We start from the raw sequence: 13,574 nt of genomic DNA, 5'->3' as shown, positions 1-13,574 counted from the left end.
GGACAAACGCAAACGGGGCGCCAAGGCGCCCCGTTCAGGTCAGGTTCGAAGCAAAGTCTAGGCCGCGGCCTCGACATGGGTGACGCGGCGGACTTCCTCATCATTGAGCAGACCACCGGCGCGCAGCAGCGAAGCGAAACGGCCGTTGCGGGTAGACAGCTCGTTGAAGCCACCCATCTCGACGACATGGCCATGATCCATGAACACGACAAGGTCGGCATCGCGGACAGTGCTCAGGCGGTGCGCGATGATGAATGTCGTGCGGCCGTCACGCAGCATGTCGATGGCGTCCTTGACCCGGTTCTCGGTCTCGACGTCGAGCGCGCTCGTCGCCTCGTCGAGCACCAGGATCGGCGCGCTCTTCAGGATGGCGCGGGCAATCGCGATACGCTGGCGTTCGCCGCCGGAAAGCTGGCCGCCACGCTCGCCGACATTGGTGTCGTAGCCTTCGCTCTTGGACAGGATGAAATCCTGCGCCGCGGCCGCGGTGGCGGCAGCGTGCACTTCCTCGTAACTCGCGCTGGCGCGGCCGACGCGGATGTTGTCTTCGATCGAGCGATTGAGCAGGCCGGCGTCCTGGAAGACGGTGGCGATCGAGTGGCGCAGCGACTTCTTGGTCACGGTGCGGGTATCAATGCCGTCGATCAGGATGCGGCCATGCTGCGGCGTGTGCACACGCTGCAACAGGTTGATCAGCGTCGTCTTGCCGGCGCCGGTGGGGCCAACGATGGCGATGGTCTGGCCGGCGCGCACTTCGAAAGAGACGTCGGTGACGCCCTGCCCCGAGTTGGGGAACTCGAAGCCGACGTTTTCGAAGCGGACATGACCGGTGACGTTTTCCAGCTCGCGCAAGCCTTCCGGCTCGCGGTTCTCGCCGGCCGCGTCCTCGAGGCGATAGAACTCCTCGAGCTTCGAACGGGCGTCGAAGATCTGGTTGGCGAAGTTCGAGACCTGGTCGAGGCGGCTGATCAGCAGGGCTGCGAAACCGGTGAAGGCAACGATGTCACCGATGCGCAACTGGCCCTTGCTGACCAGATAGGCGCCGATCAAGAGCACCACCATCATCGAGATCGTCGAAGCCAGGCGGTGCATGGCCGATGCCAGCGCCCACCAGTCGAGCACCGGGTTCTGCGTAGTGATCAACGCCTTCACATAGGCACGAAGCGATTCCGTCTCCTGGCCGACACGGTTGTAGCTCTGCAGCACGGCGACGTTGCTGACCGAGTCCGAGACGTGGGAGAAAACCTTGTGATAGTGGCGCTCGACGGAAGCCTGGCCTTCCTTGGTCTTGCGCATGACGAGCCGGCCGATGGCGAGATAGAGTGCGCCAAGCACGATCAGCACCAGCGACATGCGCGCGTCGAGCGAAAACGCCGTCGGGATCAGCAGCAGCAGGGCCACCGCCGTCGACAGATGGGTGCGCATGAATTCGAGCCACAGGCTGAACAGCGCTTCGACCGCGCGCAGCAAGGTGTGCAGCGAATGCGACGTACCGCGCTGCTGGTGCCAGGAAAGCGGCATGGTGATGACGCGTTCGAACGACTGGCACAGCACCTCGCCGCGGCGCGCATGCGCCAGGCGGTCGGCACCGCGTGCAACCAGAACGAAGGCGACGATGTTGAACGCGCCGAAGCTCGCCCACAGCGCCATTGTCGGAACGACTTCCGTCTTTCCAGCGATGGCATCGATGATACGCCCGAAAAGAATCGGTTCAGCAATGGTCACGATTGCCAACACGACGTTGGCTGCGCAAATCAGCCCGACCTTCTTGCCGTCGGCGGCAAGATAGCGGAGGGCTCTCCAATAAACTTCAAGCAACGACACTTTGGTACCCCTTGAGTCCCGTTCGTCCCTTTATTGTGCACTGCACCATAGCCGACAAATAGCGGTCATGGGTCCGCAAGACAATGCGCAGATAGCCGCTCCGTTCAAAAAAATCGAACAACACATGGCTACGACCGTTAATCTGCTGTGATCCGATAAGGAATTGAGAATTAACGAAAAAAGGCATCGTTGCGGCAAAATGATGACAAAGCCGGCAACCAAGTTGACGCAGGGGCATCCCGGCTAGGCCGGGATGCGGATCACAACGTCGACTTCGCCGCTGTCGCGCATGGCAAAAGATGCGTCCTTGCCCTTCACGCCATCGACCTCTGCTTTCGCAGCTTTAGCGGCTTTGTCCCTCACCACACGCAACCTGTAGACGGCACCACCCAAACGGAGCGTCGCCGAATAACCTTCCCAATGCTTGGGAATGGCCGGTGCGACGACCAGCCTGTTGCCGCGCTGGCTGATGCCGAGGATGCTCTCGACTGCCGCGCGATAGAGCCAGCCCGCCGAACCGGTGTACCAGGTCCAGCCGCCTCGGCCTGCCTTGGAGGAGTCGGCATAGACGTCGGCTGCAACCACATAGGGTTCGACCCTGTAGGTCTCGGCAGCGGCCTCGTCGAGCGCATGGTTGACCGGGTTGAGCATCGAGAAGCAGCGATAGGCCTCGTCGACCTGCCCCATTTCCGCCAAGGCAATGACAAACCAGGTCGCGGCATGCGTGTACTGGCCGCCATTTTCGCGCACGCCAGGCGGATAGGACTTGATGTAGCCCGGCTCCTTGTCGGTCTTGGAGAATGGCGGGGTGAACAGCTTGATCAGCTTCAACTCGTCGTCGACCAGCATTCTGGTCGCTTGTGCCATGGCCGTGCGCGAACGTGCGGGATCGCCCTCGCCGGAAATCACGCTCCACGACTGCGCGATCGAGTCGATCTTGCATTCGTCGGAGTTGCGCGAGCCGAGCGGCGTGCCGTCGTCGAAGCTGCCGCGGCGATACCACTCGCCATCCCAGGCCGCATTCTCCAGGGCGCGCTTCAATGCCGTGGCGTGCTTGTCCCAGGCGTTGGCGCGTTTTGAATCGCCCTCGGCCTTGGCCAGCGGGGCGAACTCGCCCAGCGTCCGCAATAGGAACCAGCCAAGCCAGACGCTGTCACCCCTGCCTTCTTCGCCGACACGGTTCATGCCGTCGTTCCAGTCGCCGCCGAGGATCAACGGCAGGCCGTTCTTGGCGGTCCGCTTGATGGCAAGGTCGAGCGCACGGGCGCAGTGCTCGTAGAGCGAGGCCTTCTTCTTGGAAAGCTCCGGCGTGAAGAACGCGTCGTGTTCGCCCGGGTTCAGCTGCTGGCCTTCGATGAAGGGCAGTTGCTCGTTGAGGATCGCCGCGTCGCCGGTGACCGTGACGTAGCGCGCGGTTGCGCTCGCGAGCCAGACGACGTCGTCGGAAATCATGGTGCGCACGCCGGCACCTGTGCGCGGCAGCCACCAATGCTGGACGTCACCTTCGGCAAACTGCCGGCCGGCGGCGTTCAGGATCTGCCCACGGGCGAGGCTTGCATCATGCATCAACAGCGCGAGCGTGTCCTGCAACTGGTCGCGGAAGCCGAAGGCACCGCTTGCCTGGTAGAAGGCCGAGCGTGCGCGAATGCGGCAGGCCAGGCTCTGGTAAGGCAGCCAGTTGTTGACCATGGCGTCGAGCGCCTTGTCTGGCGTCTCGACCTCGATCGTGCCCAGAAACGAACGCCAGTTGCGCTCGTTTTCCGCCAGCCTCTGGTCGAAATCGACCTTTAGGTGACGGGAGACCAGCGCACTCGCTTCCTCGTCCGACCCGGCATCGCCGAGCAGCCAGAGCAATGAAATCGAGCCGCCGGCGGGCACTTCGACATCCCTCGATATCGCCGCGCATGGATCGACACCCGCCTCGACGCGTCCGGTCAGCTCGGCACCGAGGGTCACGGCGCGCGGTGACTCGACGTTGCCGCCGTTGCCGATGAACTCATTGCGGTCAGAGGTTACCGAGGTCGCCTTGCCATCCATGGCCATGAAAGCAACGCGCTCGCCGAAATCGAGGCCATAGGTGTTACGGGCGAAAAGCGCACCTGTCGCCTCATCGAGCGACGAGACGATGTTGGGGGCCGTCTTTGCCCGGCTGTTGCCCAGCACCCACTCGGCATAGGCATAGACCTTGAGCTTGGCCGGCACCGCGCCCGAATTTTCGATCTTCAGCCGCGAAACGCGAACCGGATCGTTCGGATCGACCAGGTGTGTCAGCTCGGTTGCCAGCGTGCCGCGCTTCGAGCGGAAGGTCGAGAAACCCTGGCCGTGGCGCGCCTCGTAGCTTGCGCCCGCTTCACGGGCGACGGCCGCAATCGGCGAGTAGGTCCTGCCGCTGGCACGATCGAAAATGTAGATCGCCTCGCCCGGACGGTTGGTGACGGGGTCGTTCGACCACGGCGTCAGCTGGTAGTCGCGGCTGTTGCGGCTCCAGGTGAAGGCAGCGCCTTCGGCCGAAGCGTGGAAGCCGAAACCGGCATTGGCGATGACGTTGATCCAGGGCTGCGGCGTCGACCGTGTGCCGTTGAGACGCACGACATAGTCGCGGCCCTCGGCGTCGAAGCCACCGAAACCGTTCCAGTACGACAGACCGTCACCGCCGCTCTTGCGGGCGCCGCGCGAAGGCGAGGTTTGCAGCGCGGAGGTTTCCGACCGGTCGGTAGCCTGGGCAGCAGCAAGCGCGTCACGGGCCTGAAGCGCTGCCGCCTCGGCGCGTTCGATCTGATCGAAGATGGTGCCGTTGCGGGTGTGCAGGCACACCCGGGCGACCGCGAGCAAGGTGCGGTACGACGCCTCGTCCATGAGGTCACGGCGGACGGCGAAGATATGCTGGCGCGGTCCGAGTTCCTTGCCGCGCAGGCGGCTGTTCTCGCACAGGTGCTCGATCGCCTGCTGCAGGTCCTGGACATAGGACGACGCCTGCTCATTGACGATGACGAGATCGGCAACGAGGCCGCGGGCGCGCATGTATTCCTGGAAACGCAGCGCCTGGGCGACGATCTCGATGTCGGCGACGTCGCCGATTCTGATCGCCAGGATCGGGAAATCGCCCGAGATCGCCATCGGCCACAGCGCCGACTGCCGGCCAAGGCCGGAAGCGATGGCGTCTGCCGACAGGCGCAGGAACGGGTCGGGATAGATCAGGAAACGCGCGAGCTTCTGCACATTGGCGGCATCGGCAAGGTTGAGGCCGAGATGGCGCGTCTGCACCTGCGAACGGGTCCAGGACAGCATGGCCTGGCGCTGGAAGCCTTCGGGATGGTCGAGCTTGGCGACCGTTTCCTCGACCTCTTCGCGCGTCGAGCCGACGATCGTCCAATAGGTCAGCGTGACCTTCTTGTTGGCCGGCACGCGGACGCGGCGACGCAGGGCAGCGACTGGATCGAGCGTGAAGCCGGCGCTGCCAGAAAGCTTTGCGCCCGGATCGAACGCCGCCGGATCGGCGATGGTGCGGCCACGACCGATGAAGGCGCGGCGGTCGGTCTCGGCCTCGGTGTCGCGCACAAAGCCCGACTGGTCGGTGACGAAATGCGCCGCAACGACCGACGGCTCGTTGGCGGCACGGGTGCGCCGCGTCGCCAGGATGGCGCTGCCATTGTGGGTGATCTCGGTCTCGACGAACATCTTGGAGAACGCCGGATGGGCGTTGTCATTGGCCTCCGGCGCAAGCACCAGTTCGGCGAATGAGGTCACCTCGATGTGGCGGTCGACGGCAGCGTCGTTCCAGATGGTGACCTTGCGGGCCTCACCATTGCCTTCGGAGACGACGATGCATTCGACCTCGCTGCGCAGCGTGCCGACCGTCTTGATGAAGCTCGCCTTGTCGTCGCAGAACAGGGTCTGGGTCTGCTCGCCGGTGGCGCGCTTCGGTTCTGAAGTCGCGGACCACCAGTCGCCGGTCTCGGTGTCACGCAGAAACAGGTAGGTGCCAAGCCGATCCTCGGTCGGATCCGGCTGCCAGCGCGTGATCGCCATGTCGTTCCAGCGGCTGTAGCCGGAACCTGTTGCAGTCACCATGACCGAGTAGCGGCCATTCGACATCAGGTTTGTCGAACGCAACGCGCGCATCGGATTGAGCACAAGGCGGGTGTCGGCGCTGTGATCTGCGGTCTCGTCCTTGGTGTGTTCGGCAACTTCGGTGCGGACGGTGGCGACAGGGATGTCGCGCGGTGCCTTTTCCTGAAGCAGCAGCTCGGCGGCCTCGATCACGGGATCGCTGTGGAAGCGGTCGCGCATGCGGCCTTCGAAGATCGCATTGGCGATCGCCACGATCGACATGCCCTGGTGATGGGCCATGTAGTTGTAGACGACCGCATGATCGGTGCCTTCGGGCACGCGTTGCGGGGTGTAGTCGACGGCATCGTAATAGCCGTAGCGGCCAAGCGCGCCAAGTTTGCGCAAGCGCCTCAGGTTCGCCGTCGCCTCGCTCGGCAGGAACTGCGCCGCCAGCACCGTCGCGTAGGGCGCAATGACGGTGTTCTGGCCAAGGCCACGCTTGAGGCCAAGGCCCGGCACGCCAAAGTTGGTGTACTGGTAGGTCAGCTCCCGGTCGCGGCCATTGTAGGCCGCTTCCGAGATGCCCCACGGAATGCCCTTCGACCGGCCATACTGGATCTGGCGGTGAACGATGAGCTTGTTGGTCTGGTTGAGGATGCCGCCCTGCGGCTCCTTCATGACCAGCGGCGGCATCAGGTACTCGAACATCGAGCCCGACCACGACATCAGCGCGCCCTGGAAGCCGATCTCGACGATCGGGCGGCCAAGCCGGAACCAATGCTCGGTCGAGATGTCGCCCTTGGCGATGCCGAACAGGCTGGTCAGCCGCGCCTCGGAGGCCAGCAGGTCGTAGCAGCTTTCGTCGAGCTGATGCTCCTCGACGCGGTAGCCGATCGACAGAAGCTTGCGTTCGTTGCGCATCAGGAACGAGAAGTTCATCTCGAAGGCGAATTTGCGGGTGCGCTCGCGCAGTTCCATCAGCTTGGTGCGCAGCGCCGCCACAGCCTGGTCGTCGCTGTGCGCGTCATGCACATGCGCCTCGCAAGTGATTTCGAGTGTCCTCGCCCAATCGGCAAGGACATCGCTCTTGGTCGACGCCGCCTCGGTGTGGATCGCGCCGGCGAGCTTGCGGATTTCACCCGACAAGACGGCAAGGTTGATGGTGCGGATCGAGGCCATTTCCGGCTGCGACTTGATGGTTTCCACGGCACGGCGCATGCCGTCGATGCGGTCGATCAGCCGCTGGCGCAGCGGCCTCAATTGGCGGCGATCATCAGGCAGGTCGGCAACGCTCTCCTCGATGATCGAAACGATGTCGAGAATGCCTTCGAAGTCGCCCTGGAGGTGCACCGACGGCGCTTCCGCCCATTCGGAGCAGGCGGCGGCGACCGCCACGAGATGACCGGCGAGATTGCCACTGTCGACGCTCGAGACATAGAGCGGATAAAGCGGCCGGAGACTGGTGGTTTCGTACCAGTTGTAGAGATGGCCACGGAAACGCTCCATCTTCTCGATGGTCGAAACGGTGGCGTCGATGCGCGACACCGCATCGGCAAGGCTGATCCAGCCGAAGTCGCGGGCCGAGACGACCGACAGAAGATAGACGCCGATGTTGGTCGGCGAGGTGCGCGTGGCGATGACGCCGGTTGGATTTTCCTGGAAATTGTCCGGCGGCAGGTGGTTCTGTTCCGGCGTGACGAAGGTCTCGAAGTAGTGCCATGTGCGGCGCGCCACGGTGCGCAGCGTGTGGACGTCCCAGGATGCGACGTGCAGCCGGTCTTCGGTTTCAGCCGAGCGGCTGATCAGCCAGGCGAAAGCCGGCGAACCGGCCCAGAAGATGGCAAAGGCGAAGGCGACAAATGCGCCGGTCGAATCCGTCATGACAGGCAGGACCAGGCCGACCGCCGCGATGATCGCGGCGCCATACATCATGCGGTAGTAGGCAGCCAGATCGTTGCCGCCCGATTTGTGTGCCTGCGAGGCCGTGCGCCACTCCAGCAGGTTCTCGCGGCTGACGAAAAGACGATAGAGCGTGCGGATGATCGCGTCGCCCATCATCCAGGCCAGATGCGCCATCAGCACGACCTTGAGCGCCACCATCGCCGTCCCAAAAGCGAGGTCGCGGCCCAGCGCGCTGAAATGGCCGCGCGGAGTCGCTTCGCGGTTCTTGGGCAAGATGGCATCGATGATGTCGAATGTCGGCGCCATGAACAGGCTGAGGATCAGCAATGCCTGCCACTGGGCGGCCTGGGTGAATGGCAGCAGCGTCCAGCCGGCAATCGCCGCCATGACCCAGAAGATCGGCGTCAGCGAACGACGCAGGTTGTCGACCATCTTCCAGCGCGAAAGTGCCGGAACACCCGACTTCGGGTCGAAGATGTAGCCGAGCAGCTGCCAGTCGCCACGGGCCCAGCGATGCTGGCGCGAGGCGTCGACCGAGTAGCGGGTTGGATAATCCTCGACCACTTCGACGTCGGTGACCAGCGCCGAGCGGGCAAGCGCGCCCTCAAGCAGGTCGTGCGAAAGGATGGTGTTCTCGGCGATGCGCCCCTTGAGCGCTGCTTCCATCGCGTCGACATGGTAGAGGCCCTTGCCGGTGAAGGTGCCTTCGCCGAACACGTCCTGGTAGAGGTCGGACACGGCAAAGACGTAAGGATCGAGGCCACGATGGGCCGAAAACACACGCTGGAAGAACGAGGCCTCGTCACCCGTCGTCAGCGATGGCGTCACGCGCGGCTGCAGGATCGCGTAACCTGACGTCACCAAACGCTTGTCGGCGTCGAACTCCGGCCGGTTGAGCGGGTGGCACATCTTGCCGACCAGCTTGGTGACCACGCCGCGCGTCATGCGCGTGTCGGCATCGAGCGTCATGACGTGGACGATGTTGTCGGGCAGCGGCGTGTCGGTCGGCAGGAAGGTGGTGTCGGCGTCGCCGCGGAGCAGAAGGTTCAGTTCGTGCAGCTTGCCGCGCTTGCGCTCCCAGCCCATCCAGCAGCCCTGTGCCGGATTGTAGAGCCGGCGGCGATGCAGCAGGTAAAACAGCGGCGCGCCCTTGCTCGGGTAGCGCTGATTGAGCCTGGCGATCTCGCGACGGGCGTAGTCATAGATCTCACGGTCGCCGACCGATATCTCGGCCTGGCTGTCGGGCCAATCCGACAGCACGGCGAAATGGATCTCGCCCGACATGTTGGCGAGGTGATGGACCTCGATGTTGCGGATGTTTTCCTCGACATCGTCGCGCGAGCCGATCAGCGACGGCACCACGACCAGTGTCCTGGCTTCGGCCGGAACGCCGTCCTTGAATTCGTAACCGATGAGGCGGGTCGGCTCGAGGAACTTCAGCACGATGGTGTTGAAGAAGGCGAGCGCGCCCTCGCTGGCCGGCACCGAAAACAGCACCAGCATCACAACGACGGCTGCCGTAGGCAGGCCAAGTGCCGCCAGGGCATTGCCGGCAAGGAAAAGCAGCAGCACGGTCAGGGCAAAGACCGGAAGGGCGATGCCGAGCCAGTTGGTCTTGCGGAAAGCGCGGTTGGCGATGCGTCCGATGGTCGGGCGATAGCCGATCGACTGCTCCAGTTCCTGCCGGCGCGGACCGACGAGGAAGAAGCCGACATCAGTGCATTCCTTTTGCAGTCCGGCACGATCCTCGGTGGAAGACGGTGTTTCGGTGAGGGCGAAGTCGGTTGCCTGTTCGGCGACCTGGAATTCCGACAGCTTCGAGTGACGCGCCAGTTCCTCGATAGCGGTGCGATACTGGTCGCGCGATGCGAAATCGAGCTCGGCGAAATTGGTGCGCTCGCGCAACAGCGTGTCGACGCGGCTGACGTCCTCGAACCAGACGGTCCAGTCCTGGTCGTTGATCAGGCGCAGGCCACGAATGATGTTGCCGGTGGTGACGTTGCCGCTCGACAGCGTGTGGTGTTCGCCGATGATGATCTCTTCGGCGTCGCTGCCCGACTTCTCAAGCTCGTTTTCAAGCCAGATCAAGGCCTTGCCGGCGTTCTGCGAACCGTCGCGCAAGCGATAGAGCAGTTGCGTCGCAAAGGTCGTATCGCGGGCGTGCGCCGCATAGGCCCTGAGTAGGGCAAGGCCGTCGTCCTGTTCCTGCACGCTCTGCAAGCGGTCGGCGACGTCGTTGGCAATGGCCCGCATCTCGCGCGCCCGGTTCACCCGAACGGCGATGCGGCGCAGGTTTTCGACCAATACGAACCGCAATAGCGACGGCAGCGCCCACAACTCGCCAATGTGCAGCGGCTCGACGGCCTGGTAGCCCTCGACGATCGCCTTGAACATCTGCGCCGAAACGGTGCTGTCGGAATGCGCGACATAGACCCAGGCGATGGCGAGCGCGCGGGGCACCGACTGGCCGTTGCCGAGGTCGATGGTCGGCAGTTCGCGGTAGAAGCGCTTGGGCAGGTCGCGCTTGACCTGATAGATCGTCTCTTCGACCAGGTAATTGTTGTCGAGCAGCCATTGCGCGGCCGGCGTGATAGGCTCGCCCCTGCCCTGCGCGGCATTGGTGTCGCGATAGACCTGCAGAATCTTCTTGGCGCTCTCGCGGATGCGGGCGTGGAAATCGAATGCCTCGAGACCGAAATAGGAGCGCAGCTCCTTGCGGGCCATGCTTTCGCCCGTCGTGCGCAGCCGGTCCTCATGCAGGACCGTCGCCCTGATAGGCTGTTCGGCCACGGCCGGAAAGCTCGGCACTACTTCTTTGATCCGGCGCGGGTCGGTCTGAATATTCATGTACAGCATTTCCGTCTGACAGAAAGTCCGCAGCGCCTGCCGGCGTCGCGGACCTGCCACATAAACCGTTTCAAACAAGAATTGGTTGCATGCAACCAACAGGTCGATTGATCGCTCTTGCACTGCGATTGAGTGAAAATATGGCGTCATCGCCGCCAATCTCCCCCCGCGCCTCATAGCAGTGCCGGGCGAAGAGCGGAACGCAAGGATTGGGGCTTTTTCGTGTTCGCATGCTGAATTTTAGCCATATTTCAGGCGGTGCGCGCCAACCATCGTTGTACAGGGGTTTTCGCTTCTAAATTCCGAACCCTGCAGCGACCAGAACGGCTCCGAGCGGCTCACCCGCCTCGTGGCAACACAGTATAGACCCTGACCACAAAGGCATGGAATTCGGCCATGTAGTTCTTGAGGAAATCGGCGGTGCCCTCGTTGGTCACCTCGCCGTCGTCGGTGATCAGCCCCGGCTTGAACTGGATGTAGGCTTCGGGTGCGTTCATCTGCGGCGAGTTGCAGAAACTCAGCACGCTGCGCAGGCTTTGCTGGGCCACCGCCGTGCCGATCGCGCCTGGCGAGGTGCCGATGACGGCGGAGGGCTTTCGAGTGAAGGAATTAGTCCCGTAAGGCCGGCTCGCCCAGTCGATGGCGTTCTTCAGGCCGCCGGGAATGGAACGGTTGTATTCGGGCGTTACGAACAGCACGGCATCGACGCCGGCAAGTGCCTTCTTGAAGGCACGCGCAGGCGGAGGGAAGTCGGCGTCGTAGTCATAGCTATAGAGCGGCAGGTCGCGAAACGAGATCTCTTCCATTTCGAGATGCCTGGGCGCGAGCCTGACCAGCGCCTTGGCGAGCTTGCGGTTGATCGACCCTGCGGCAAGGCTGCCGATGAAATAGCCAACCTTGTAGGTGTCCATGGCACATCCTCCACTTCGCCTGGCGATATCGATCGCCGGCCTGACCTACCCATCCCCCAATGGATAGTTTGCCAGTTCCAGACGGATGTCACGACGAAATTGGAGATTGCCCTGTTATATCAGGCGAATGGAGACCAGCAACAGCGACAGAGGCTCAGTCGGTTCGATCTTCAACGTAGCCGTGCCGTCTTCCTGGTAGAGCGTGTCGAATGCGGCCACCGGTTGACCGCCGATGCGCGCCGAGCCGGAGGCGACGAAGACCAGGCTGATCCCCTCTCCCTGGGCAATTTCGGTCGGCTTCGAAAATGCCAGCCGTTCGACCGCATGGCTGATGCGGCCGCGCCGGGTCATGACGTTGAAGTCGAGGACCGGCCCGTCGATGAGCGCTGCCTCGGTGCCGACATCGCCGGGGAAAGCATAAGGCTGCGATTGCGGAGAAAGTGCCACCGGCGCGGCGTCGCCTGCTGTCAGCCGCATTGTGCCGGCGAGAACCGTCAGCGTCCGGTCGATGCCGGCAAAGACCGAAAACGGCCCGCCGCTGGCCACCTGCGCCATGGAGATGCGCCAGTCGAAGGCGTCGAGCCCGGCCGCGGGTGGCCAGGCCAGGATTTCGGTCGTCACGCCGCCGCCGTTCTTCCACGGCATGGGGCGGCAGTCGGCGTGACGGATGATGCGCGCTGCCATTACGCCAGCCAGCCCATGCTGATCGCCAGCCAGGCGATCGGAGCGGTGACCAGGATGCTGAGAGCGGTGCGGATATACCAGATGACGATCAGGTCCCGGAAGGACAGAGGGATGGACGTTGCCAGCACGCACGGTATCGATGCCGACAAAAACAGCACCTGGCTGACCGACACGACCGCGGCAACGAACCTCAGCCCGAGATCGGCTTCCTTCAGCAGGATCGCCGGCAGGAACATTTCCGCCAGACCGGCGGCCATCGACTTTGCGGCAAGCATCGGATCGTTAAACTGCGCAAGCCAGGTGAAGGGATACAGCGCCAGACCGAGTATGTCGAAGATCGGCGTGTATTTGGCCGCCAGCAGGCCGAGAAGCCCGACCGCCATGATGCTGGGAAGGATAATCGATGCCATGCGCAGGCCGTCGACGAAGGTGTCGCGCAGCAGCGCGTGCAGCGGCGGAGCCGCCTGGGCCTGGTCGAGACCGACATCGATCGCCGTCTGGATGCGGGACTTTCCGGCCGGTAGCGGCTGGTCGCGGTCAGCGGGATGATCCTTGCCGGTGATCGGCCAGATCCGGGCGGTGATTGCCGAAACGACGAACGTCACGACGAAGGTGGTCCAGAAGTAGAGGTTCCAGCTGCCCATCAGGCCGAGGGTCTTGGCGACGATGATCATGAAGGTTGCCGAAACGGTCGAGAAGCCGGTGGCGATGATCACCGCCTCGCGGACGGTGTATTTGCCTTCCTTGAAGACACGGTCGGTGATCAGCAGCGCCAGCGAATAGCTGCCGACAAAGGACGCAACCGCATCGATGGCCGACCAGCCCGGCGTCCGCCAGACCGGGCGCATGACCGGTTGCACAAGCACGCCGGTGAACTCCAGCAGGCCGTAGCCGACGAGGAAAGCGAGCGCCAAAGCGCCGATCGGCACGATCAGCCCGACCGAGAGCACCAGCTTGTCGAACAGGAAGGGCAACATGTCGGGGGCAAAGAAAGTCTCCGGCCCGACCCCGGTGAGATACATGACCGAGAGCCCGAGCCCGAGGACACGCAGGGCCGAAAAGATCGCTTCGGTGACGTTCCTGTTCCAGGAACCGCGGACGAACGGGCCGATGGCGCCATAGGCGATCAGCAGACAGACGAAGGCAACCGCCACGGGGCGCAACTGGACTGCCAGCGCGGTCGCAGCATGATCAAGGAGGATGGTGGATTTAGTGCCGATCGTGACCGGTACGAAAAAGAAGATGATGCCAATGAGGCTGAAAAGCACAAGTTTCAGGCCGGCGCCGGCCCGCGATCCGCCTTCATGGCTGGTGATATCGGTCATGAGGGTCCTCCTCCCAGTAAGCCAACAAGAA

The 13,574-nt window shown here is 63.4% G+C and carries 5 protein-coding genes; all 5 read right to left on the bottom strand.

Annotated elements, in window-relative coordinates; all coding sequences use genetic code 11:
• Positions 1-57: 57 nt before the first annotated feature.
• Positions 58-1,824: a glucan ABC transporter ATP-binding protein/ permease gene (locus IHE39_RS03655; RefSeq protein WP_184768746.1), complete on the bottom strand. Its 1,767-nt coding sequence runs from the start codon at positions 1,822-1,824 to the stop codon at positions 58-60.
• Between the two features lie 243 nt (positions 1,825-2,067).
• A complete protein-coding gene (locus IHE39_RS03650; protein WP_184768745.1) occupies positions 2,068-10,623 on the bottom strand; it encodes a glycoside hydrolase family 94 protein in 8,556 nt (2,851 codons plus the stop codon).
• 338 nt (positions 10,624-10,961) lie between these two features.
• Positions 10,962-11,534 (bottom strand): NADPH-dependent FMN reductase, encoded by a 573-nt coding sequence (locus IHE39_RS03645; RefSeq protein ID WP_184768744.1) that lies wholly within the window; start codon positions 11,532-11,534, stop codon positions 10,962-10,964.
• A gap of 114 nt (positions 11,535-11,648) precedes the next feature.
• On the bottom strand, positions 11,649-12,218 hold the full coding sequence (locus IHE39_RS03640; protein WP_192565537.1) for a HutD/Ves family protein: 570 nt from the start codon (positions 12,216-12,218) through the stop codon (positions 11,649-11,651).
• Positions 12,218-13,543, bottom strand: a complete 1,326-nt coding sequence (locus tag IHE39_RS03635) for a YjiH family protein (RefSeq protein ID WP_192565536.1) — start codon at positions 13,541-13,543, stop codon at positions 12,218-12,220. The genes IHE39_RS03640 and IHE39_RS03635 overlap by 1 nt, the downstream gene beginning before the upstream one ends.
• Positions 13,544-13,574: the final 31 nt, after the last annotated feature.

This window comes from Aminobacter carboxidus (assembly GCF_014863355.1).
Classification (GTDB): domain Bacteria; phylum Pseudomonadota; class Alphaproteobacteria; order Rhizobiales; family Rhizobiaceae; genus Aminobacter; species Aminobacter carboxidus.
The sequence above is the reverse complement of the archived record's forward strand: the minus strand, read 5'-3'. Positions and strand labels throughout refer to the sequence as shown.

Excerpts from the sequence above, each read along its gene's own strand:
- IHE39_RS03635 (WP_192565536.1), bottom strand. The coding sequence starts at position 13,543 with ATGACCGATATCACCAGCCATGAAGGCGGATCGCGGGCCGGCGCCGGC.
- IHE39_RS03645 (WP_184768744.1), bottom strand. The coding sequence starts at position 11,534 with ATGGACACCTACAAGGTTGGCTATTTCATCGGCAGCCTTGCCGCAGGG.
- IHE39_RS03650 (WP_184768745.1), bottom strand. The coding sequence starts at position 10,623 with ATGAATATTCAGACCGACCCGCGCCGGATCAAAGAAGTAGTGCCGAGC.
- IHE39_RS03640 (WP_192565537.1), bottom strand. The coding sequence starts at position 12,218 with ATGGCAGCGCGCATCATCCGTCACGCCGACTGCCGCCCCATGCCGTGG.